The organism is Clostridium sp. AF19-22AC (assembly GCF_003479085.1).
In the GTDB taxonomy this organism is placed as follows: Bacteria; Bacillota; Clostridia; order Lachnospirales; family Lachnospiraceae; genus Faecalicatena_A; species Faecalicatena_A orotica.
Genome location: NZ_QUGN01000014.1, coordinates 46976 through 71298 on the forward strand (window position 1 = coordinate 46976; position 24323 = coordinate 71298).

At 42.5% G+C, this 24323-nt stretch carries 24 protein-coding genes; 21 read left to right on the forward strand and 3 right to left on the reverse strand.

The window, feature by feature from the left end:
• Nucleotides 1-62 precede the first annotated feature (62 nt).
• The 4 genes from DWX43_RS16175 (at nt 63) to DWX43_RS16190 (ending at nt 3801) form a co-directional block, all read left to right on the forward strand.
• Nucleotides 63-773, forward strand: a complete 711-nt coding sequence (locus DWX43_RS16175) for a LytTR family DNA-binding domain-containing protein (protein WP_118621021.1) — start codon at nt 63-65, stop codon at nt 771-773.
• A gap of 2 nt (nt 774-775) precedes the next feature.
• A complete protein-coding gene (locus DWX43_RS16180) occupies nt 776-2050 on the forward strand; it encodes an ATP-binding protein (protein WP_118621022.1) in 1275 nt (424 codons plus the stop codon).
• A gap of 157 nt (nt 2051-2207) precedes the next feature.
• Complete coding sequence (locus DWX43_RS16185) at nt 2208-2792, forward strand: sugar O-acetyltransferase (RefSeq protein WP_118621023.1); 585 nt, start codon at nt 2208-2210, stop codon at nt 2790-2792.
• 58 nt (nt 2793-2850) lie between these two features.
• Nucleotides 2851-3801: a putative ABC transporter permease gene (locus DWX43_RS16190; RefSeq protein WP_118621103.1), complete on the forward strand. Its 951-nt coding sequence runs from the start codon at nt 2851-2853 to the stop codon at nt 3799-3801.
• A gap of 332 nt (nt 3802-4133) precedes the next feature.
• On the opposite strand, the gene DWX43_RS16195 is transcribed toward DWX43_RS16190, so the two are convergent.
• Nucleotides 4134-4451 carry a hypothetical protein gene (locus DWX43_RS16195; RefSeq protein ID WP_118621024.1) on the reverse strand — a complete coding sequence of 106 codons (318 nt, stop codon included), beginning with the start codon at nt 4449-4451 and terminating at the stop codon, nt 4134-4136.
• Between the two features lie 316 nt (nt 4452-4767).
• Here DWX43_RS16195 and DWX43_RS16200 point away from each other — a divergent pair, with 316 nt between their 5' ends.
• The 4 genes from DWX43_RS16200 to DWX43_RS16215 all read left to right on the forward strand — a co-directional run bounded on the left by DWX43_RS16200 (nt 4768) and on the right by DWX43_RS16215 (nt 7845).
• Nucleotides 4768-5187 carry a helix-turn-helix transcriptional regulator gene (locus DWX43_RS16200; RefSeq protein WP_118621025.1) on the forward strand — a complete coding sequence of 140 codons (420 nt, stop codon included), beginning with the start codon at nt 4768-4770 and terminating at the stop codon, nt 5185-5187.
• Nucleotides 5184-6089 carry a HipA domain-containing protein gene (locus tag DWX43_RS16205; RefSeq protein ID WP_118621026.1) on the forward strand — a complete coding sequence of 302 codons (906 nt, stop codon included), beginning with the start codon at nt 5184-5186 and terminating at the stop codon, nt 6087-6089. The genes DWX43_RS16200 and DWX43_RS16205 overlap by 4 nt, the downstream gene beginning before the upstream one ends.
• A gap of 88 nt (nt 6090-6177) precedes the next feature.
• The gene (locus DWX43_RS16210; RefSeq protein ID WP_118621027.1) at nt 6178-7296 is read left to right on the forward strand and encodes a metallophosphoesterase; all 1119 of its coding nucleotides are present in this window, start codon (nt 6178-6180) and stop codon (nt 7294-7296) included.
• Nucleotides 7297-7398: 102 nt separating this feature from the next.
• Nucleotides 7399-7845, forward strand: a complete 447-nt coding sequence (locus tag DWX43_RS16215) for a helix-turn-helix transcriptional regulator (protein ID WP_118621028.1) — start codon at nt 7399-7401, stop codon at nt 7843-7845.
• Between the two features lie 39 nt (nt 7846-7884).
• Here DWX43_RS16215 and DWX43_RS16220 read toward each other — a convergent pair whose 3' ends face one another.
• The gene (locus tag DWX43_RS16220) at nt 7885-8679 is read right to left on the reverse strand and encodes a PhzF family phenazine biosynthesis protein (RefSeq protein WP_118621029.1); all 795 of its coding nucleotides are present in this window, start codon (nt 8677-8679) and stop codon (nt 7885-7887) included.
• 128 nt (nt 8680-8807) lie between these two features.
• Between DWX43_RS16220 and DWX43_RS16225 the strand changes: the two genes are divergently transcribed.
• Nucleotides 8808-9677 (forward strand): LysR family transcriptional regulator, encoded by an 870-nt coding sequence (locus DWX43_RS16225; protein ID WP_118621030.1) that lies wholly within the window; start codon nt 8808-8810, stop codon nt 9675-9677.
• A 76-nt stretch (nt 9678-9753) separates the two neighbouring features.
• Here DWX43_RS16225 and DWX43_RS16230 read toward each other — a convergent pair whose 3' ends face one another.
• Nucleotides 9754-10773 (reverse strand): AraC family transcriptional regulator, encoded by a 1020-nt coding sequence (locus DWX43_RS16230; protein WP_118621031.1) that lies wholly within the window; start codon nt 10771-10773, stop codon nt 9754-9756.
• Between the two features lie 188 nt (nt 10774-10961).
• Between DWX43_RS16230 and DWX43_RS16235 the strand changes: the two genes are divergently transcribed.
• The 12 genes from DWX43_RS16235 to DWX43_RS16280 all read left to right on the forward strand — a co-directional run bounded on the left by DWX43_RS16235 (nt 10962) and on the right by DWX43_RS16280 (nt 24321).
• Nucleotides 10962-12344 (forward strand): glycoside-pentoside-hexuronide (GPH):cation symporter, encoded by a 1383-nt coding sequence (locus DWX43_RS16235; RefSeq protein ID WP_243099341.1) that lies wholly within the window; start codon nt 10962-10964, stop codon nt 12342-12344.
• 29 nt (nt 12345-12373) lie between these two features.
• On the forward strand, nt 12374-12886 hold the full coding sequence (locus tag DWX43_RS27560; RefSeq protein ID WP_279220796.1) for a family 43 glycosylhydrolase: 513 nt from the start codon (nt 12374-12376) through the stop codon (nt 12884-12886).
• Nucleotides 12873-13736 carry a family 43 glycosylhydrolase gene (locus DWX43_RS16240; protein ID WP_279220797.1) on the forward strand — a complete coding sequence of 288 codons (864 nt, stop codon included), beginning with the start codon at nt 12873-12875 and terminating at the stop codon, nt 13734-13736. Before DWX43_RS27560 ends, DWX43_RS16240 begins: the two co-directional genes overlap by 14 nt.
• 22 nt (nt 13737-13758) lie before the next feature.
• Nucleotides 13759-16068 (forward strand): family 78 glycoside hydrolase catalytic domain, encoded by a 2310-nt coding sequence (locus DWX43_RS16245; RefSeq protein ID WP_118621033.1) that lies wholly within the window; start codon nt 13759-13761, stop codon nt 16066-16068.
• 51 nt (nt 16069-16119) lie between these two features.
• Entirely contained in the window at nt 16120-17187 is a 1068-nt protein-coding gene (locus DWX43_RS16250; RefSeq protein ID WP_118621034.1) for a family 43 glycosylhydrolase, read from the forward strand.
• Nucleotides 17188-17362: 175 nt separating this feature from the next.
• Nucleotides 17363-17950, forward strand: coding sequence for a TetR/AcrR family transcriptional regulator (locus DWX43_RS16255; RefSeq protein ID WP_118621035.1), 588 nt, complete (start codon nt 17363-17365; stop codon nt 17948-17950).
• Nucleotides 17947-18792, forward strand: coding sequence for a CPBP family intramembrane glutamic endopeptidase (locus DWX43_RS16260; protein WP_118621036.1), 846 nt, complete (start codon nt 17947-17949; stop codon nt 18790-18792). Before DWX43_RS16255 ends, DWX43_RS16260 begins: the two co-directional genes overlap by 4 nt.
• A 107-nt stretch (nt 18793-18899) precedes the next feature.
• Nucleotides 18900-19106 (forward strand): hypothetical protein, encoded by a 207-nt coding sequence (locus tag DWX43_RS27655; protein ID WP_330582268.1) that lies wholly within the window; start codon nt 18900-18902, stop codon nt 19104-19106.
• Nucleotides 19107-19135: 29 nt separating this feature from the next.
• Nucleotides 19136-20290 (forward strand): MATE family efflux transporter, encoded by a 1155-nt coding sequence (locus DWX43_RS16265; protein ID WP_330582269.1) that lies wholly within the window; start codon nt 19136-19138, stop codon nt 20288-20290.
• A gap of 32 nt (nt 20291-20322) precedes the next feature.
• A complete protein-coding gene (locus DWX43_RS16270; protein ID WP_118621037.1) occupies nt 20323-21159 on the forward strand; it encodes an alpha/beta hydrolase family protein in 837 nt (278 codons plus the stop codon).
• Nucleotides 21160-21338: 179 nt separating this feature from the next.
• Complete coding sequence (locus DWX43_RS16275; RefSeq protein WP_118621038.1) at nt 21339-21968, forward strand: TetR/AcrR family transcriptional regulator; 630 nt, start codon at nt 21339-21341, stop codon at nt 21966-21968.
• A gap of 34 nt (nt 21969-22002) precedes the next feature.
• Nucleotides 22003-24321, forward strand: coding sequence for an FtsX-like permease family protein (locus DWX43_RS16280; RefSeq protein ID WP_118621039.1), 2319 nt, complete (start codon nt 22003-22005; stop codon nt 24319-24321).
• The last annotated feature ends 2 nt before the right edge of the window (nt 24322-24323 follow it).

Consider the following 24323-nt stretch of genomic DNA (forward strand, 5'->3'; position numbering starts at 1 on the left):
GGGTTCCGGTTTTGGGGCCCTGACATTTCCTGATTTAACAATGTTACGGCCTGGAGGGGAATATGATTCGGATTGCCATTGTGGAAGATGATAAAAATAGTGTGGATATGTTAGAGGACTATATCGGGCGCTATCAAAAGGAAAAAAAGAGAAAAATCACGACGGAGTATTTCAGGGATGGTCTGGAATTTATCAGCGAGTATAAAGCCTGCTATGACCTGATTTTAATGGATATCGAGATGCCTCATCTGAATGGGCTGGACGCAGCCAGAAAACTGCGTATGATGGACATGCACGTATGCCTGATCTTTATTACAAACATGGCACAGTATGCAATTAACGGGTATGAGGTACAGGCGCTGGATTTCATGGTGAAGCCGGTTGGATATTTTAATTTTTCATTGAAGCTGGACAAAGTCATCCGTATCTGTGACCGGCAGCAGAGTAAATATATATTTATTCCTGCCGACGAGGGGAATATGAAGCTGGATGTGGATGAAATTTTATACATTGAAAGTTATAAGCATTATTTGTTCCTGCATACAGAACGCGGAGAATTTAAAATCCGGAGTACTATGTCGGATTTTATGGAAAAACTGCCTGAGGACAGGTTCGGCTGCTGCAGTAAATCTTATTGTGTGAACATGGGCTGTATCACCTGCTTTCGGAGTGAATTTGTGAAAGTGAATGATGTGGAGCTTAGAATCTCACGTACCTATAAGAAATCCTTTCTTGACAAGATGACAACCTATATAAACAGAGGAGGATATTAAACATGTTTATTTTACAGGTGTTAGGAATAAACTCAGAACATCTCATCAATATCACCTGCTTTATTCTGCAGTTATTGCTGGCGGAGTTTCTCTTTTTCTGCCATATGGAAAAAAGAAAGCATTTTATATTGCGTTTGACGGGCGGCGGTGTGCTTTTTTATCTGTTATCTGTGTTAGGGCCTGCTTTCGTAATGCAGTATTATACCGGATTCCGGACCATACTGATTCTTCTGTTTTTACTGCTCTATATGTTCTTGTGTTTTAAGCGTTCTTTTGCAGATATTTTATTCTGCACTATAGGGGCATTTACAGTGCAGAATCTTGCCAATAACCTGAATGTCATATTCTGTGGATTGATTGGAACTACATTCCAGATGGTCTCATGGGAAATGTTCCTCGTCTTCGGAATCGTCTATCTTGTTTGTTATTTTTGCTGTGTCAAAAGAATCGAGAATCTTCCGGACATCAGCACGGACAGGAAAAAAATTCTGGCAATGACCTTTATGGCTTTAATTGTGTGCTGGGTTCTGCAGGACAGGCTGATCAAAGAAGGACTGGATTTGATGGTAGTCTGCCGCGCACCGTTTGTATTCTGCTGTATCTTAAGCCTGTTCGTGCAATTTGGATTTTTAGAACAGTTCCGGCTGGGTGAGGAAAAAGCAGCTTTGGAACAACTGCTGAAAGAAAATGAAAAGCAATATAACCTGTCCCGCCAGACAGTAGAAATCATTAATATGAAGTGCCATGATTTGAAGCATCGTATCTTAGAGTTAGAGAGTAAAGAAAGTACAGACAAGTCCCAACTGGAGGAAATCCGGCAGGCAGTGGATATATATGACGGACTGGCAAAGACAGGCTGCAGACCGCTCGATATCATTTTATCTGAGAAAAATCTGCTGTGTGAGAGATATCATATCAAGTTTTCCTATATGGTAGACGGAACAAAATTGGAGCACATCAGCCCCGGCGATATCGCGGCTATTTTCGGCAATGCCCTAGATAATGCCATAGAATGTGCCAGAAACCTACCCGATGAAAAGAGAGTTATCAGCCTGATCGGCTATGCACGGAAGGACGTGCTGGGGATACATATAGAAAATTACTGTGAAGAAGAGCTGCGTTTTCAGAACGGACTTCCGCTGAGTACAAAAGGCGATGCCAATTATCACGGATTCGGACTCAAAAGTATCCGGCATGTGGTAGAAAAATATGGCGGGAATATTGTAGTGAGTTTTGAGGATAGAATTTTTAGCCTGGATACCATATTCCCGTATTGAAAAGAGTAGAGCAGAATCCGGTAATATGTTGGAATTATGGAAGGTTGATATTAGTAGTTTTCTAAGAATCGGGGAAAAATACAAAACAGGGGCAGATGAGAAAAACCTGTATTGCTTTTAACGGAAGAAATACCAATTAGAATTTGAGGTGTAGATTATGACTGAAAGAGAAAAAATGTTAGCGGGACAAATTTATGATTGTGGTGATCCGGAATTGCTGGAACAGTGGCACAAGGCGAAGGATTTGATAAGGATTTATAACAATTCCAATTCTGTTGACATAAAGAGAAAAGAAGAAATTTTAAATGAACTATTGGGAGGAAGAGGCAAAAACCTTTGGATAACTGCCCCGTTTTTTGTAGACTATGGAAATAATATTTATTTTGGAAACAATTGTGAAGTAAATATGAATTGTACGTTTTTAGATGACAATATTATCCGCATAGGAGACAATGCACTCATTGCTCCCAATGTACAGATATATACAGCATTTCACCCGACAAATGCGCTTGACCGTTTTGGGGAACCCAGAGAGGATGGTTCATTTGAGTTCTGTAAAACGCAGACAGCACCGGTTACGATAGGAAATAATGTCTGGATTGGCGGCGGGGCCATTATTATGCCCGGCATTACAATAGGAGATAATGTGGTAATTGGTGCGGGGAGTATCGTTACAAAAGATATCCCGGATAATACAATAGCATATGGAAATCCCTGCCGTGTTGTGAGGCAGAATAAATAAACCTTTAGAAGAAGCAATATACACAGAATAACCATTGATGAAAGGGTTGAAATTGATAATGGAATATTCATTTTTGCAGCAAATCTGTTACTTAATTTTATTATTTTTTGTATTTTCAGTATTAGGCTGGTGTATGGAAGTGGTTCTTAAATACATACAATATCATCATTTTATAAATCGGGGGTTTTTGATTGGCCCCTATTGTCCAATTTATGGTTCTGGTATTGTATTTATTACAGTAATAGTAAGTATATTATCTGGTGTGGAGTCATCTGTCGGAACAACATTCAGTATTTCCTTTATTGGCTGTGGAATTTTGGAATATGCCGTCAGTTATTATCTGGAAAAGAGGTTTCATGCCAGATGGTGGGATTATAGTACAAAACCAATGAATCTTCATGGACGTATCTGGATTGGGAATCTGATTCTGTTTGGAATCGGGGGCACATTGGTGATTGAGGTAATCAATCCAATTATGTATTCCCTGTTTGACAGGATTCCAGTGAGAGGCTTATATACGCTGACCATTATAATTATACTTGTTATGTCTGCAGATTATCTGACCTCTCATTTTGTCATGAAGTTTGTGAAAAGCAGTGTAGAAAATAGTGAAGCTGACAATACGGAGAGTATAAGCAAAGAAATTAAGCTTCTTATGAGCAATAAATCGATTTTTTATAAGAGAATTGCAGATGCGTATCCAGATGTCATCTACCGGACTGACCGTATCAATCAAAGACTGCAGGAAATTAAAGAGGAAGTGGAACGTATCCAGCAAGAAACGGCCGATAATCTGGACCGCATTAAGCAGGAGGTAACATATAGTTTTGAGTTGATGAAAGTAACACCCGCTCAAATACAAGAGGAAATTATAGAGAAACAAGACCAGCTAATTTTACATCTGGAAAAGGATACTGTAGATAATAAAGAGATAGCGGAATTGCAAAAAGAGATTCAGGAGAAGAAACAGTATCTGGAAGACCGGAAAAAATTATACCGTGTAAGATAATGAAACAAGAAAGTAGAAGCAGCCGAGCAATGTTTTAAAGATCAATCGGTTAATATCATTTGATCAGAGAAATCCGAGAGATTGACCAAACCCTCTAACATCCCGTGATTTGCGGTTTCTAATTGAAGGTTATCTTCGTAGGTGTTTTTAAGCCGCCGGTATAAATCGCTCCCCTCGTCTGACAATAGAAATACACCAGAGCTTGCAGATACAGAGTGTCCACAGGTTACCTGCCTGAGAAATCCTGCTCTTGGAAGAGAACTGACCTGCAAGATAGAAAAGACAGATAATGCGACCGTCGCAGGCGCGAGTTTCGCAAGCGAAACTCTATTTTATAATATTGCCTTTTGCAGGTTATTTATCTCATCCTCCGTTAAAATAATCACGACTGCTTTCACTTGTTCCAGAGGAATATTATTAGCCAGCATTCTTTTTACAATCTCGGTTTCATTTTCTTTAGCAGCTTTTTTCGTGGCTTTTTCAGTGGCCTCTTTCGCCCTCTTAGCCGCTTTCTTAACGGCCTTCTCAGCGGCCTCTATCCGGGGCACCTTCACCCCATAGGCAGCAAAAGACTTGTCTGAAAAATGCTCAGCCAGATACTTTGCCGCAATGTCTTTGTTTTGATACGCAACATGACTTTCTTCTGACATAAATGTCCTCCTTCTTTCCGGTGGAGATGCCAGATGCCACATTAGATGTACTCTTCTATTTTTTATTATATACGCAGTTCCGTACTGTTTCAATCTAGTATTACCATACAAAAGGTCCAAATTTGTATATCCTGCATCAAATTGAAGCAGGAGGCCAGTATATTACTGTTCAGACCGTGCTGTACACAGTAACAGATGTGACAGTAAACTAAATGAAAAATTGTATAGATGCTTGATAATATTTCGGTGTGCCGATATAATGAAAATACATACAATTATTACGTGCAGACAATTGTAAAAAGGTAAGGTGGCGAATATGATACTTGATGATCTTTTGAAGAAACAGAATATGACAAAATACAGACTTGCTGTAGAGGCCGGAATTCCCCATACCACATTGAATGATATTTTCAGTGGGAAAACTAAATTGGAAAAATGTAGTGCCGAGACAGTATATAAAATAGCAAAAGCACTGTCTGTTCCCATGGAACTGCTAACATCAGCCGCTATCCGGCAGACAGAAAGAGAGCGTGCTTATGAATATGGTTTGCCGGAATATTTGCAGCATGATCTGGATGCCTACAAGAACGGATTGAAAGAAGACTCGGATCTGCTCGATTGTTTTTGGGGGGAGTTATATGGAAGTATCAATGCGGCAGAGATTGATGACGGAGCTATTACAAAAGAACATGCCGATTTTTTGCGAAAAAAATATCTTTTTGGAGGAAATAAATGACAAATAAAATAGATTTTACAGAATGCAGACGGATACTTGGGAAAGTCTATAATGGTGCAAATGGGAAAAAGATTGCCGTTGAATACAAAGGTAACCAATATATGTTAAAGTTTCCGCCTTCCGGGGCCGCAAAACCAACGGAGCTATCCTACACAAACAGTTGTATCAGTGAACATATTGCAAGCAGTATCTTTAATATGCTGGGCATCCCGGCGCAGGAGACTATGCTGGGCACCTTTGTTGTGGGGGGGAAAACAAAAATAGTATGTGCCTGCAAAGATTTTACAGCCGATGGCCGCCGGTTATTTGACTTTTGTTCTATCAAGAATACAGTTTTGGAATCGGAATCGGGAGGAACTGGAACAGAACTTTCGGATATAATTGATACAATTGAAAAACAACAATATGTATCCCCAAAAGAATTACTTAAATATTTTTGGGATGTTTTTGTGACAGATGCATTACTTGGAAACTTTGACCGCCATAATGGAAACTGGGGCCTTCTTTTTGATGATACTGCCGGAAAAGCAGAACCATCACCGGTTTATGACTGCGGAAGCTGCCTGTTGCCACAAGCAGATGAAAATATTATGAAACATGTGTTAGAAAATGAAGATATTTTGAATGCCAGAGTATTTCAATTTCCAACTTCCGCTGTAAAACAAAATGGCAGGAAACTTAACTATTATGATTTCCTGATATCGGCAGAAAATTCAGACTGTAATAAAGCACTGCAAAGAATCGTTCCTAAAATAAATATGGGACAAATTAAAAAGTTTATTGAGGAAGTTCCCTATATTTCAGATTTGCAAAGAGAGTTTTATAAATATTACATTACTGCGAGATATGAGAAAATTTTGAAACCAGCATTGGACATAGTACAATCTGTCTGCCCAAAATAGCAGAGCAGGGCGGGAATTGAAAGTAGGTTCCTGCCCCTTTCACAATCAATGGATAATAGATACAGATCAGAGAGGATAAAATCAACCTATGAATATTTATAGCATTATGGGGATTATGCTGGCCGGTATCGTAGTAATATACGCATACTTTTACATAAAACGAATCCTCGCATTTTGGGGCGTAAATATGACCCGCAGAAGTTCCAGAGTTATTTGTTTATGTATTGCGGCGGCAGTTGCAGCTGGATGTTTAAATGTGTGGAGCATAACAACCATGATCATTCTGCATATAATGGCCCTGTCAGTAATCTGTGATCTAATTTTTATGATTTTCAGGAAAGTATATAGAAAGCAGGATAGTCGGATTGAAAAAAGGATCCTGTCTGTTTATAGGTGTGGGCTGATTCCCGTCATTATTACCGCAATCCTTTTGGCATATGGCTTCTATAATATGTGCCACGTTGTAAAAACAGAGTATCATGTCACAACAGAGAAAAAACTGAATGATTATAAAATAGCCCTGATCACGGATACCCACTATGGAACTATCCAGAATCCGGAAATATTGAAGAAAGCCGTAGAAGAACTGAATCAGGAAGATTTAGATATGGTGATTCTGGGCGGCGACATTGTGGAAGAGGATACTTCCAAAGAAAAAATGCAGGAGGCCTTTCAGGTACTGGGAGGAATAAAAACCTCATATGGTATTTATTATGTCTATGGAAATCATGACAGGCAGCCGTATACGGAAAATCGTACTTACACAGATGAAGAACTTACAGCGGCTATAGAAAGAAACCATATCACCATTCTTAAGGATTCCTATGTGGAAATAAGCGAAGAGCTCATCCTTGCCGGACGGGAAGATTTCTTGTGGAGTTATGCTTATGGCAGAAAATCTATGGAAGAAATCTTACAGGGTGCTGACCGGGACCATTACATTATTACAGCCGACCACCAGCCGGCACAGTCAGAAGAAAATGCTGCACAGGGAGTAGACTTGCAAGTATCCGGGCATACCCATGCCGGACAGATCTGGCCGGTAGGACTTTTGTCAGAATTGACCGGGGTCCTTAATTATGGGGAATACCAAGAGGGAAACTGCAAAGTAATTGTTTCTTCCGGATTTACAGGGTGGGGTTATCCCTTTCGGACAGAAGGACATTGTGAGTATGTCATACTAAAACTAACAGGAACAGGCCATTAAATACGTTTGTTAAGAAAACGTGCAGAATTGCAAACAAAACCAGATAGATTATTCTTCTGTATTATTCTATGATATAGGTATCACACGGAAGGAGAGAAAAATATGGATTTAGGAAATAGTTTATTTCATGCACGAAAGAAAAGTGGTTTATCACAGGAAGATGTAGCCGAAAAATTAGGCGTGAGCAGACAGACAATATCGAAGTGGGAGACGAATGAAACACTTCCGGACGTCCATCAGGCTAAGAAAATGTCGTCACTCTATCACACAACTTTGGACGAACTGATTACATTTGATATTGATCTGAAGGAGATCGAGCAGGTGATTGAGCAGTCGAATCCAAAACTGGAAGCAAAAATCGACTGGACCAGTGCATGGGGGAAGAAATATCCGATTCTGCTCCAGTATCAGGAGCAGGTAAATGTACCTGCCTATGCAGTTAAATTAAAAAGGATGCTCGATGACCTGAAAAAAGAATACGGATATAATGATTTGGATGCTTTTCTTGTTCTGAAAGATATCTTAGGGAAAATGTGGAAGGAAAGATAAGCATATGTGCCAATATGCTTAAGCTTTCAGATGATTCCATCACTCTGATTCCAGAAGGCTTTCTATGAATAATTCTGCTTCTGAGTAAAGCACCGCATTTCCGGCCATTGTAATCCGTTCCCCATACTGTTTGCAATAAAGTGTGCCGCCGCGTTCGGATGCCTGACGTGCTATGATATTTTCTTTATGCAGCTTTTCTGCCCATAATGGCACAATATGGCAATGCCCGGAGCCGCAGACCGCGTCTTCGGGGACAGCCATTTTGGGAGCAAATGAACGGCTGACACAGTCATATTTTTTACCTTTTGCGGTAATATGAAGCAAAAGACCGTCAAGACCAGCTATTTTTGCCTGATTAGGCTTGACGGCATAAATGTACTCTTCCCTGTCGAGTACGCAGATTAAATCACGGCCTTTCCATGCTTCAACAGGGCGTACTCCAATGGCGGCCTCCATTTCATCTGTAACCTCCACCTGCTTCAGGTTATAGGCCGGGAAATCCATTTCGTAAAGATCTTCAATCCGTTTTACCATTAATTGTCCGCCTTTTGTGTGGAATGTGATTTCCTGCTTATCTTTTTCATAAAAGCGGAATAAAACAAAAGCCGTCCCAAGGGTAGCATGACCACAAAGATCGATCTCACCACCGGGCGTGAACCAGCGTAAATGATAACCATCCGGTTCTTTCAGCGTAAAAGCGGTTTCGGAAAGATTATTTTCTATCGCAATCTTCTGCATGAGCCTGTCCGGCAGATATTTATCTAAAACACAAACTCCTGCGGGATTCCCCTCAAATAAGTTATCCGCAAAAGCGTCTGCTACATAATATTTCATTTCTTTTCTACCTCCATAAATCAAGAAAATATTTGTTTGCTTTGGAATTGACTTTATTATATCTTTCACAATATAATAAGTAAAACGAATTATTCTAATACTTACATTAGGAAAGGCGATTTGTCAGGATGAACAGATATATTGCATTACAAAAGATAATTGAGCTGGGAAGTTTTACAAAAGCGGCTGAAGCTCTTGGTTATACACAGTCTTCCATCAGCCAGATGATAGCGTCACTTGAAAATGAACTTGCAATCAAGCTGCTCACCCGTTCCCGCACAGGTGTTAAGTTAACGCTGGAAGGAGCCGAACTGTATCCTTTTATTGAGCGCAGCATTATCCAGTACCGCGCCATGCAGGAAAAGGCGCATGAGATCAGGGGACTGGAAACAGGTATTATTCGTGTCGGCACGATATCAAGCATAACGTGTCACTGGATGCCCCGGCTCATCAAAGAGTTTCAGGAAAAATACCCCCACGTGCAGTTCCTTTTTCATCAGGGAGACTATACCTCTATTCCGGAATGGATCAGGACAGGCGCCGTTGATTTTGGATTCGTCGCGCCGGCCGCGGTTACGGATCTGACGACCATCCCGATTAAGGATGGAGAGATGCTTGCGGTTCTGCCGCAAAACCACATTCTGGCAGACCGGAACAGAATTGCACTGGAAGATTTGGCTCCGGAGCCGTTCATCCTGCTCGAAGAGGGTCAGTTTAATGAACCACTGAATGCCTTTCATGAGAAAGGTCTGGAACCGAATATTAAATATACAATCCATGATGATTACGCGATAATGACAATGGCCGAAGCCGGGCTGGGTGTCAGTATTTTAGCCGGGCTTATGCTGCGGCGGACCAATTTTAACATTGTCTGCCTGCCGATTGACCCGCCAATCTTCCGGACCCTCGCAATCGCGTATAAAGATAAGGACAGCCTGCCGATCGCGAGCAAATATTTTATCGAGTTCCTGAAAGAGAATAAAGACAAGCTTCCTTAAAATAGACTATACATAACCCGTTTGCTGACACAACAATTCCTGTAGAGCACAGCCCGTGTATGGCACATGTATTTTCCTACAAGTTCTTTCTATACTCTACAGGTGTTATATTATAATACGTTTTAAAAGAACGGTAAAAACTGCTCAAATCTGAATATCCAACCCTCTCCATAATTTCTGCAATCGAAATATCCGGATTATGAAGTAAATCTGCAGCCTTATGCAGCTTTAGTTCACGAATCATCTCACTGAAATTCATCCCTGTATTGTCTTTAATAATACGGGCCATCTGGCGCTCACTGTAGTTAAAAAATTCCGCCAGTTCCGAAAGTGTCAGATGTGTATAATTTGACTGAATATAGTTTAAAATGTACATCAGGTTCTCGTCCATCTTCTGTCCGTCTTTTGACGGCAGTATGACATTCTGTTCATGATTCCTCAATAAAGTAACGAAAAAGGAGTTTAATAAAGAATTCATCATCCGGTCTTTGTACTTATACTTATGAGAATATTCGTCTGTCATAAAATGAATAAAACTTTGCAAATGCGTATCACCATTAGTCTGGAAAAGCAGATATGAATTCTTCTCATTTGCATAGAGCGCATGTGAAAAAAAGTTTGATAATACGTCTTTATCGGTTAACAGGCCAAGAAAAGATGTGTCAAACGTGCTGGTCCGGATGAGAAAGTTGTAAACGACCGCCGTATCCGAAAAGGCGCTGACTGCATGTGTTACGTTAGGCGCAATGACGCAGATATCCCCTTCCTTGAGTGTTATAGAAGAGTCCTCAAAGTAATTAGTACATGATCCAGACATGATATATACTAATTCGAAAAACTTCTGACGATGGTACAATGCCGGAAGGTAACGGACATGCTGGTATATTGCGATGTCCTCATTACTGCGAAAAAAAGATTTTTCCAGCAGGTCTGTATCTAAAGGGATATTCATCAAATGGAGCAAATCCATATGAACAGTATCAGAAATGGAGGCCAGATCCTGTTCTGTCATTGGGTTCTGCAGGTTTAGCTCCGGATATTTCATATACAAGCTTTTCAGCTGCTGCTCAACTTCTTTCATTTCATCTATTGCCATGACGTGACTCCTCCTTATATGGTCAGTAACAGTATAACAGATAAAAGAAATTTGTGGATACTAAATGTTGGCGATGTCAGATAATGCAAATGTAGTTGTCTTTTTATACAAATGCTAATAAAGAAAAACCATGATAAGGTTGATATAAATCAAAGTAAATTAAACCAAAGCAAAGTGAAGGGAGAAAGATGATGGGAAACGCAAGTAAACTAACATTCAAAAACAGGCTGGGGTATGGCTTAGGAGAACTGCCGGGGACAATGAATTCGATTCTGGCTGCATTCCTGACTATGTTCTACACAGATAATGTGGGGATGGCTGCGGGGGCAGTAGGTACCATGTTTTTCATTTCAAAGTTATTCGATGGAATCACAGATTTAATAGCAGGCTGCCTGATTGATAAAACGAAAACTAAATGGGGAAAGGCAAGACCGTGGCTGCTATGGCTTTCTGTTCCGATTGGCTTGTCAGCAATTCTGATTTTTATGGTTCCGCAAAATGCATCCGGGACAGCAAAGATGATTTATGCGTTTGTTACATATAACCTATTTACCTCCATTCTTTATACACTTGTCGGCGTGGCTAAAGCAGCGTTGATGCCGCTTATGACACAGGACGGCGTTCAAAGAGGTGCACTGGCAAAATATTCACTCATATTTGGGCTTGGCGGGGCAATTTTAGGGACAGCAGCAACATTTCCTCTAATTAATCTTTTTGGCGGAGACATCACTGCATGGAGAATCTTGTTTACGATTTATGGCGCTGTTACAACTATAGGACTTCTGTTAGCTTTCGCATTTACTAAGGAAAATGTACAGTCTGTAGAATCAGTAGTAAAAAAAGATACGGAAGAAAAAATGTCATTTACAGAAGGAATCAAAAATTTCTTTCAAAATAAATATTTTATTTTTGCATTAGCAATGACTATAGTAGTGAATTTCTCTGTTCAGATAAACTCAAGTTCCCAGACTTACTTCTATACATATGCAATGAACGACGCAATGTTAATGACTTCTCTCAGCATGGTGAGTTTAATTCCAACAGTACTGGGAATCGTTTTTCTCGCAGGACCGAGTTTGAAATTCTTTGGAAAGAAAAGAAGTGTATATGTGGGTGCAGCGGGACAGATTGTTGGCTATGTCCTTAGGGGAATTGCCGTTTCAGCCACGAACATTCCGCTCTTAGTGGCAGGAACGATTATTTGCGGACTTGCTACCGGCCCGCTTTCAGTCCCGGTCAATACATTATCTGCAGATGCTGTAGATTACGGTGAGTATCTGACAAACAAACGAATTGAAGGAATCGGGTCTGCAGTTGTTTCGTTTTCCCAGAAAGTATGCTCAGGATTAGCGGCAGGCTGTGTCGGATGGATTCTGGCACTGACAGGATATGTGGCAAACGGAGTACAGAGTCAGGCAACCATCTTCGGGATTACGGCAATGTTCGCATGGCTTCCGGCAATTATGCTTATTGTAGTCATCATCTGTTTTAAGTTCATCTACCACTATGACAAAGAAGAACCTGTGGTTATGGCCGAACTGGAAAAGAGAAAAAAAGAAAATAGTAAATAATCATACAGTTTTTAAGATGGAGGGACAATATGTCTATTAAATTTAATAACACCCACAATCCAATCCTGCCATTGGAATATCACATTCCCGACAGTGAGGGGCATGTGATGCCGGATGGAAGACTCTATATCTATGGAAGTTTTGATGACCGTGGGGATATCTATTGCAGTGAAAAATACCATGTAGTTTCAACTGCTGACATGAAGGAGTGGACGCTCCATGATATTTCATTTGAAGGAAAGGATGTACCCTGGTTTGATGATCCGGATGCGCCCAAATATCTGGGGATTGACTGGTCATGTCCGACTCCGTTTATCCGGAAAATGCTGGAGAACATGGATATGGCCGGGGAGAAAGAAAAGTTTGAATCAAAGGAAGATGAAGTAAGGCCGCCGCTTCTTTTTGCACCGGACTGTATCTTCCGGAACGGAAAATATTATCTGTATTTCTGCATGCCGGACGACAGTGAAGGCGTGGCAGTGTCAGATTCCCCGGAAGGACCGTTCGTGAATCCGGTTCAATTGCCCTGTGGGGGGGATTGATCCCGCCGTCTTTATGGATGATGACGGGCAGGCATATTTTTACTGGGGGCAATTATTCTCACATGGCGTGAAAATGAACACGGATATGGTATCCTTTGATGCTGACACAATTATAGATGACTTAGTTACAGAGGAAGAACACTTCTTTCATGAAGGATCCTCCATGCGTAAGATCGGCGATACCTACTACTATGTTTATGCAGATATGGAACGCGGGAAACCGACTTCACTGGGCTATGCTACGGGCAAATCACCGCTGGGACCATTTACATATCAGGGAATAATCATTGATAATGACGGCTGTGACCCGGCCAGTTGGAATAATCATGGTTCTATCGAATGCGTGAATGGACAGTGGTATGTATTTTACCACCGGTGCAGCAGAGGTGTGCAGCAATATCGGAGACTCTGCATCGAGCCAATCACAATCAATGCCGATGGAACGATTGATGAGGTGAAGATGACTTCTCAGGGCCCCGGTGAACCATTTGGAGCCGGAGAAATCATTTATGGATATCAGGCGTGCGGACTAAGCGGAAGTGTGTATATTGATACGGATGGACAGGGAAGTGAACATCTGGCCCATATTGCAGAGGGTGACCGTGCAGTTTTCCGATATGTAAAAAGCGAACCTGGTTTTACAAACATCGTCATTGAGGCGGAAGGAACCGGAGAGATTGAAGTGCTTCTGGATGGAAACTGCGTTGGAAATGTGCGGATTACAGAAAGCGGCAAAACAGAGGCCCCGGTTGTTAGAACCAGCGGCGATAAGATAGAAGCAGAACTTCATTTCCTCAAAGCACAGGAACTGCATATAAAAAGCATTATATTTCACGAAGCGAAAGAATAGGCACAAGGGGTATGGCGAAAAGATGAGTGAACTAAAACAGTGGATTACGAATGGCAGTAAAACTCCATTTTATGCAAGAAAAACAGCAAAGGTTTCAAAAGAAGTCAAAAAAGCTACGGCAAAGGTATGCGGATTAGGCCAGTTTAACTTCTATATAAATGGGGAAAAGGTGGATGACCATATCCTTGACCCGGGATGGACAGACTATCGTAAAATCATTTTATATGTTACGTTCGATGTTACCTCTTATCTGAAAAGAGGCGAAAATGTAATTGGCGCAGAGGTTGGAAATGGATGGTTTATCAAAGATGACGAACATTACACATTTACATTCCCCGGATTCATGCCGCCCAATCCCAACCCCTATCAGCCCTACGGCAAAAGTCTGGTACTGGCCGTTTCAATGGAGATCGAGTATGAGGACGGCAGCTGGGAAGTCGTTCAAACCGATGACACATGGAAAGTAAAAGAACACATGGTACAGCATTCCAATGTATACGGTTCGGAAACGATAGACGGTTCTAAGGCCCAGAATGGATGGAACAGACAGGACTTTGATGATTCCGGATGGGAACATGCATATATTGTCCCGGCATGTGAAGCACCCGTGGGAAAATTGCAGAACCAGTCCCAGCCCCCGATAAGAATCATTAAGGAATACGAAGGACTTTACCTGCATGATTTCAACAATCGGAAAATATATGATTTTTCACAAAACATGTCCGGCATACTTTCCTTAGAGGTAAAGGGGGAAAAAGGGAAAATCATTAAAATCTATCCGGCTGAAAAACTGACGCCGGAAGGAGATGCTGACCAGATTGCAAAGGAATGGGTTACTGTAGACTCCTGCATTACCTACATAATCGGGCAGGAAAACCAGTGGGAAACCTGTGAGATGAAATTCACCTATTTTGCCGGAAGATATATTGCTGTCGAAGGATTAACTGATGAGGATACTGGCCCGACAGAGATCCGCAATTTAAGGGCATATGCCATTACGAGTGCATATGAACAGAGCGGAACATTTTCCTGTGATGATGAGAGATACAATCAGATTTATCACATGATTGAAAAAACAGTAGAAGCCAATATGGTAAGTGTGCATACGGATTGTCCGACAATCGAACGATTTGCATGGCAGGAACCGAATCACCTGATGGCCCCTTCCATTATGTATATGAAAAACGGGGAAAGCCTGTGGAGAAAATTTCTTCAGGACATGCGTGTGGGACAGCATGCCAAGGAGGATTATTTCTTTGATTTCTCAGGAAATAAGTTCTATCCGGGTGACGGAATGATGCCGGGGCAGGCACCCTGCTATATTCCCAATGTCCTGCCGGTGCCGGGGATGGGCAGTTTCTACGATATCATACCCTGGGGGAGCACATGTATTCTGGGAACATACTGGCATTATATGTTTTACGGGGACCGGTCAATCATTGAAGAAAATTACGATGCCGGATTACGTTACTTTAAGTATCTGAAAACAAAGCTAAATAAAGATGGCTTTATCAACCACGGGCTGGGTGACTGGGGAAACCCGGAAGATGGGGCACTGGCAAGAGAGAATATAGAAACTGCATTTCTTTATGCAGACGCCGTGGTTTTAATTAAATTTGCCGAAATAACCGGCAGAAAACAGGACCTGATTATGCTTCAGCGGGATGCCGCGGACATCCGGGATAATTACAATAAAAAATTGCTTGTACAGCATCCCGAAGGGTTTTGGTGCTACCGGACATGGGACCATCCTGACGAACTATACTTAACACAGGCCGGACAGGCGCTCCCTCTTTACTGGGGGCTGGTTCCGGAAGATAAAGAAGAGGATATTGTAAAGGCATTCCACTATGTATTAGAAGAAAAGGGGGCATTCATTGCCGGAGAAGTCGGACTTCCCTATGTGATTCAGACTGCACGCAGATATGGCATGAACGATTTAATCTGTCAGTATATTCTGAAACCGGAGCATCCGAGCTATTATGCCTTTATACTGGCCGGAGAAACGACACTCGGAGAATACTGGGAAGAGAATCCGCGCAGCCACTGCCATGATATGATGGGACATATCATTGAATGGTACTATAACGGAATCGCAGGAATCATTCCGATAGAGCCCGGTTTTAAGAAAATCGTAATCCGTCCTTATTTACCTGAAACGATGAACGAATTCTGCTGTACCTATCAGACAAAATACGGGGAAATCTCGGTTAAAGTTAAGGCGAAGGGCAATACAGTGGAAGCAGAACTTAAAGTGCCGCAGGAAATTGAATATACTTTTGATGTCAGGAACCTAAAGACCCCGTCTCATCCGCAGGTCGTAAATTGTTGAGATTTTGATCTATGAAATTGCCGGTCAAACAACTGAGAAAAGGAGAAAAAAATGTATAAATCTATAAAACCGGGCCAGATATGGCTTGATACGGAAGGAAAACGAATTCAGGCTCATGGCGGAAGTATCATAGCAGTAGACGATACCTACTATTGGTATGGTGAAAATAAAGAAAAGACAACAGGCCGGGATGATATCTGGCATTGGGGTGTGCGTTGTTATTCATCCAAAGATTTATATAACTGGAAAAATGAAGGGATTATTATACCGCCGGATATCGACGATGAAACATCCCCGCTCCACCCGAAAGCAATGATGGACCGTCCTCATATTGTATTTAACAAGAACACGCAAAAATATACTGCATGGCTTAAAATTATGGGAGAACCACCCTGCTTTGCCGTTTTGACAGCGGATCATATCTTAGGGCCGTATGAGATGGTGAATCCTAAAGTCAATCCATGTGGTATGGCAGTAGGAGATTTCGATATCGGGATAGCGCCCGAAGATCATAAAGCCTATCTCATCAGTGAACGGCCCCACAGCAGTATGTATATTGCAGATTTAAATCAAGACTATACAGAAGCCAGCGGTATGTATTCCGAACACTTCGGACACATTTCACCACCGGAAACAAGAGAGGCTCCGGCACACTTCATACGGAAAGGACTCCATTACATTATTACATCAGGAACTACCGGGTATCATCCAAATCCATCAGAAGTGGCAGTTTCTAAATTATGGCATGGCCCATATACAGTACAGGGCGACCCACATGTAAACGATAAATCACGCACCTCTTTTAATTGCCAGATAACCTCTGTGTTTAAACATCCCAAGAAGAAGGACCTGTATATTGCTTTGGGGGACCGTTGGCTGCCAAATCTGGCGGAAGAGGAGGGGGAAGACTTCTATACCGGTGCGGCATATGCAAGAATACATAAAAAATTTCATGAAATATTTGATCCTGAAATAGAGTTTGTCTTTACAGAAGAAGACGCAAAGGCAATGCGAATAAACTCATCCCTTTCAGATTATGTATGGCTCCCGATACGGTTTGAGGGAGAAAGGGCGTATATTGAGTGGAGGGATGAATGGACGTTAGAAGAATTCGAATAATAATGTTGGAGAGGCGAAGAAAATAAGTAAAAATTTGATGCCCAGTAGCTTGCTACGGGGTCTTTGACTTAACAACAGGTGAATATCAGCAATAAATAAAGCTTGACAAAACTGACACAAGTGTCATATTATAAACATGACACTTGTGTCAGTTTTGTCGTGGAGGTGAATTTAAATGGGTAAAAAATCAGATTTAAAACAGGAATACATTCTTGAACAGGCACAGAGAGTATTTGCACAAAAAGGCTTTAAGGACGTTACTATGAAGGACATTGTAACAGCCTGCAACATTAGCCGCGGTGGCGTCTACCTGTATTTTAACAATACCTCGGAAATTTTTGAAGCTGTACTAAAATTACGCACAAAGACAGAACAAAACCTTTGTACTAGGCAGGCAGAAGGTACTCTCTGTGCAGAGGAGCAAATGAGACAGTTTTTAAACACGCAAAAAAGGGAACTTCTAAATCCGGCTGACAGCCTGATTATTGCTACTTATGAATATCTGTTTGCGCACAGTAAGGTACTTGATAAAGCAGAAATGCAAAACAACTTTAATCATGCGGGCAGCCAGCTGAGGCGAATAATTCAAAGCGGTGTGGATAATGGCGAATTCTCGACAGACCCCGATGCTGCCGCTCAAAATATCGTGCTTTTGTTGGAAGGACTCCGCATTTCCAGTACTGTACTTACGTTAGATGAGGAATTTCTTGAACAGCAAATGGATTATATCCTTTCACAACTAAAGGGAGGCCTGTTGAAATGATAGAGAAAAAGGGCGGCACCGTTTTAAAAATCGCAGCACTTTTTGGTTTTTGCTCTATTGCGGAGTATATAGAATTTCTATATATTCGCACAGACCAAACTATTGTTGCAGACAATATCGGAACAAAACTTTTTTGCATACTCGCAGTCTTCATTGTGCTAAGGCGTTCCCAATTGCGGTTGTCTGATATTGGTTTTCGCACCAAACGAATGCGGCAAAGTATTTTGTCGGGACTGGCCCTTGGCATAATTACCTTCGGGATATCTTATTTTGTTGAAATTTTGATTTTGCGATTACAGGGGCATCATGTTTCTTTACAGTTCTTCGTAAGCAACTTTGCACTCACCGGCGCAACCACGCAGGTTACAGCCACCTTTGCAGCACTGGCCATCTGTGTAGCTGTCAATATTATCAATGTATTAGCGGAAGAAGGTCTGTTTCGCGGTATCATTCTAAAACTCGGGAAAGACTGTTTCGGTTTCTCCAAAGCCAACTGGATACAAGCGGCACTGTTTGGAATGTGGCATATCGTAATGGTGGTGCTTGGTGTATATGACGGACTAATGGAAATTCCTACGGCTGTAATTATGGCAGTCGGATATGTGATATTGGCCGGTATTTTAGGCCTTGAATGGGGATTGTGTGTATCCCTGACTGGCACCCTCTGGGTAGGAATTTCCGAACACTTTTTTAATAATTTCATTGGGAACACACTTCACGTCGTGACAGAAAGCGGAACTGATGAATTACAAATTGCCAGAATTGTACTGTCGAATATACTTTCACTGACAATTGTATTAATTGTTAATCGTTATAAAAAGAAACACCTTCAAAAGACTTGATTTATCAAACACGCTCTGGTCGATATATACAGTTCTGAGAAAAAAATCTTCCTTGAAATCATAAGCTATAAGTCTTATGATGGTTTAATAGAGGAGGAATTATCAAAATGGAAGATAACCAAAAAATACAGCTATTTGAAAAAATGCCTATCTCGAAAGCCGTCATGAAAATGTCGATTCCCACCGTGCTCAGCTCGCTGGTCATGGTGATTTATAATCTGGCAGATACATATTTCGTTGGAATGCTGAATGACCCGGTGCAGAACGCTGCGGTGACACTGGCGGGGCCGGTGCTGCGGCATTCAACGCAGTAAACAACCTGTTCGGAGTCGGAAGCTCCAGTATGATGAGCCGGGCGCTGGGGAGCAAGGATTATGATAAGGTCAGCAGGAGTTCTGCTTTCGGGTTTTACTGCTCATTGCTTTCCGGCTTGCTATTTTCATTTGTTTGTTTTTCTTTACAGAATCCCCTGCTCTCCTTACTTGGTGCCGATACCAGTACGGCGGGGGCGACTCTAGGGTATCTTCGCTGGACGGTAATGTGCGGCGCGGCCCCGGCGATTCTGAATGTAGTTATGGCCTATATGGTGAGGGCGGAAGGTTCATCCCTGCATGCCAGTATCGGAACGATGAGCGGATGCTTTTTAAATATGATACTGGACCCGATTTTCATCCTGCCGTGGGGGCTTAATATGGGTGCTGCCGGTGCCGGCCTTGCCACCTTCCTGTCAAACTGTGTGGCGTGCTGTTACTTTTTTGTCCTGCTGTATGTACGCAGGAAGAGTACCGTGGTATGCATTTCTCCGAAGAAGTTCGGTTTTCAGAAGGAGATTGTACTGGGAATCTGCGGCGTAGGAATTCCAGCGTCAATCCAGAATCTGCTCAATGTGACCGGTATGACGATTTTAAACAATTTCACCTCACCTTTTGGTGCCCATGCAGTAGCGGCAATGGGAATCGCCCAGAAGGTGAATATGGTGCCGCTTCAGGTTGCTCTTGGATTTTCCCAGGGAGTTATGCCATTAATCAGCTATAATTATGCCAGCGGCAACCGGACGCGAATGAAAGAATCCATCATGTTCACGATCAAGACAGTTGTCCCGATGATGGCAGCGGTGCTCGTTATTTTCAGCGTAGGAGCCGGGCCGATTATCAATGCCTTTATGAATAATGAGAGTATTATCGCTTACGGGACCCGTTTCCTGCGGGGCGCCTGCCTCTGTCTGCCGTTCCTCTGTATGGATTTTATCGCAGTTGGTGTATTTCAGGCAGTGGGACACGGCCGGTCAGCGCTTGCATTTGCCATCCTGCGAAAGATCGTTTTAGAGATCCCGATGCTGTATGTGCTGAATTACCTGTTCCCTCTGTATGGTCTCCCATATGCACAATTCGTTGCAGAGTTCGTGCTGTCGATCGCTTCGATCGTGATGCTCAGGAGGATCTTCAAGTCAGGGGATGTGCCTGCTGCAGCAGTGGAAAATCAGGATGTTAAAAACTAGGAGAAAATTTCTGAAAATAAGGAGAAGATGTCATGGCTTTTATACAGATGAATATCATGTCACAGTCATTAATGAGAACCGTCCCGGTAAATGTAATCCTTCCAATAGATAAGATCGATTTCCCGGGAATGCCAAAAAGGGAAGAGAAACCGTTTAAAACCTTATACCTTCTGCATGGAATCTTCGGAAACCATATGGATTGGGTCACAGGAACCAATATTTTAAGATGGGCCGAGGAAAGAAATCTGGCAGTGGTAATGCCCGCTGGGGAGAACGGTTTTTACGTTGATAACCAAAAAGCACATAACTTATATGGCGAATTTATCGGACAGGAATTAGTCTCATTGACGAGAAAAATGTTTCCGTTATCTACAAAGCGAGAGGATACATTTATTGCCGGACTTTCAATGGGCGGTTTTGGGGCCATCAGGAATGGATTGAAATACCATAGTACTTTTGGATACATAGCAGGCCTGTCAGCAGCCAGTATTATGGATGGCATCGAAAAAAGAACGAATAATGTACCGTTTTGGATAGAGGGGCGTGATTATGCGGAAAGCTGTTTTGGTGATTTGGATAAAGCGCCGGAAAGTGATATGAACCCCAAGTGGCTGGCCCGCAGATTAGCAGGAACGGAAGCATGTAAACCAGATATTTATTTGTGCTGCGGAACAGAAGACTCGCTGCTGGGAGCAAACCGGGATCTGAGCAGGTATCTGTCAGATCTGGGCTATCATGTAACATATGAAGAATCGGCCGGAGGGCATGAATGGGATTTCTGGAATACCCATTTGAAAAAAGTACTCGAATGGCTTCCTTTGGCGACAGGGGCTGACGGAATAAACAGCGGGCATGTCGGGCTGGATTAACAAGTGATAAAAAACAAGATAAGAGTGTTGTGATTCGATTTATGACAGAATTACAATCACTCTTATTTTATTATGGATATTTTGATTCTGCGAAATATTATGTTTGACATTGATCAATACTTATGTTACTATCCCTTTATAGACCGACGGTCGGTCTATGAGAAAAAGGAGGCATTACTATGAGAGTCGTTAAAGAAGCGAATGTCAGGAAGAATGAGATATTAGATGCTGCTACAAGACTATTTGCAGAAAAAGGATTTGACAATACCAGCACCAGCGACATTATGTCGGCCGTAGGAATTGCGAAGGGAACTCTCTACCACCATTTCAAATCCAAAGAAGATATCATGGATTCACTCATTGAACGACAGACAACACAAATTTTAGACAGGGCCAGAAAAGCAGCCGGAGATACAAGCCTGTCTGTAGAGGAACGTATGATTGCCACAATTTCAGCACTTCATATAGAAGATACTGACCAAACGGGAGGGAATGAAATCATAGATCACCTGCATAAACCACAGAATGCACTAATGAATCAGAAAACAAAGCAAATCATCCTGCAGCGTGTCCCCCCGATCATGGCCGGGATTGTTAACGACGGAATTGCACAAGGGTTATATGATACCCCCTATCCTCTTGAGTGTATGGAAATTGCGGTGTGCTATCTGAATCTAATGCTTGATGATGACGTATTTGAATTGACAGAGGAGCAAAGCCGCGAAAAAATCAAAGCATTTATCTTTTGTCTGGAAAGGCTTCTTGGCGTAGAGGAAGGGCAGCTTACTTATTTCAGGCAAATGTTTTGAAAAAATCAATATGTAAATAAGAATAGGGGCGTGTATGAATAGTAGGATTATTTATAAAAATATTTTGAGAAATAAAGTGGTCTCGTTTACCACGGTGCTTTTTGTCACTGTGGCGGCAATGCTGATGTCATTGGCTGCGATGCTCACCGTGGATATGCTCGGAGCAATTGACAGTCTCATGGCGGACGCTAAAACGCCCCATTTCATGCAGATGCATTCCGGAACAATTGGCAGATCAGAACTGGAAGAATTTGCGGAGAATAACAGCAATGTGGAAGACTATCAGACTATTGAATTCCTGAATGTGGACAACAGCAAGATTACTCTGGGGAAGAATACTCTTGCAGGCAGTGTACAGGATAACGGATTTTGCGTGCAGAGCAAGAGGTTTGATTTTCTGCTTGATCTGAATAACAGGCGGATTGCCCCTAAAGACGGGGAAGTTTATGTTCCTGTCTGCTATTTTAAAGACGGTCTTGTCAAGGAAGGGGACCAGGCCAGCATCGGCGGCCGGTCATTTACAGTAGCTGGCTTTGTCCGGGATTCGCAGATGAACTCGGCACTTGCGTCCTCAAAAAGATTTGTTGTGAGTGAAGCAGACTATGACCTGCTGGAACAGATTGGAAGAGTGGAATATCTGATAGAATTCCGCCTGCATGATTTATCTGAGTTAAGCGCCTTTGAAACAGCATACAATGCCGCTGGCCTCCCGGCCGGCGGACCAGTGCTCACGTGGCCGCTGTTTAAAATGATCAGCGCTGTTTCTGACGGCATCATGATCGCCGTGATCATGTTAGTTGGTTTACTTGTCATCCTAATTGCATTGTTATGCATACGATTTACACTCCTTGCAAAGATAGAGGCAGACTACCGGGAAATCGGGACCATGAAGGCAGTCGGGATGCGGACATCTGATATCCGAAAGATCTATCTGGCAATCTATGCATCCATAGCAGCGCTGGGGAGCATTACAGGATTTTTATTATCACTTTTGCTGAATAAACCAATGCAGGAGAGCTTTCGTCTGAATTTTGGGAATGGCAGCAGCAGCGCTTTCACCGTGATGCTTGGGTCAGCAGGTGCGGCCCTCGTGTTTTTAATGGTTCTTTTCTATGTAAATATGAATTTGCGGCGTTTCCGTAAAATATCGGCGGTGCAGGCACTCCGCTTCGGCGCAGTACAGGAACCTGTCAGCAGGTTCGGAAGGATGAAATTATCAGCTAATCGTCTGCTATCTACGAATTTATTTCTTGGGATAAAGGATGTCCTGTCGAGAAAGCGTCTGTATTTTACAATGCTGGCAGTCATTATACTTGCAAGCTTTATTATAATCGTGCCGCAGAACCTGTATCATACACTTTCAGGAGATGACTTTGTTGCGTATATTGGGGTGGGCCGCTGTGATATGCGGATTGACATCCAGCAGACCAGCCAGATCGACCAAAAGACAGAGGATATCGGAACATATCTGAATGGTGATCAGGATGTGGAAGAATATGCCCTGTTTACCACCAAAACTTATGGAGTAAAGACGGACAGTGATACCGCAGAAAATATGAAAATTGAACTTGGGGATCATTCCGTTTTTCCACTCCAATATTCCTCTGGCAGGATGCCGGTAAAAGAAAATGAAATTGCATTATCCTCAATGAATGCAGAGGAGTTGGGAAAAAATATCGGGGACCGACTCATACTTTTGACAGCAAATGGCGGGAAAGAACTGTCAGTCTGCGGAATTTACCCGGACATCACCAATGGCGGGAAAACAGCCAAAGCGGTTTTTCAGGATGATACTGCTGAAACGGCATGGAGTATGATCTGTGTCACACTGGCCGATCAGAGGCTGCTCTCTGACAAGATAGAGATGTTCTCTAATCAATTCAGCTTTGCAAAGATATCCGGGATTGAGGAATATATGGCACAGACATTCGGGCAGACGCTTCACTCAGTAAAGACAGCGTCACTGGTAGCCACTCTGGCGGCTTTTGCTGTCACACTGCTTGTAACACTGCTGTTCATGAAGCTGCTGGCGGTAAAGGACCGTTATTCGATTGCCGTCATGAGAGCCTCCGGCTTCACAGGCTCAGATATCAGGGCCCAGTATGCATGGCGCGCTGCTTTTATACTGGCAGCCGGAATCATCGCCGGTACAATACTGGCAGGCACGCTTGGAGAAAAAATATCCGGCATGGCGATGTCCTCCATTGGTGCAGCCGCCTTCCATTTTACAGTCAACCCACTATTCACCTATTTACTGTCTCCGGTCATCATGGCATTTGCAGCGCTGCTTGCTACTGTGTGCGGAACATTCCGGGCGGGCAGGGTGCATATTTTCGAGTCAATAAAGGAGTAAAC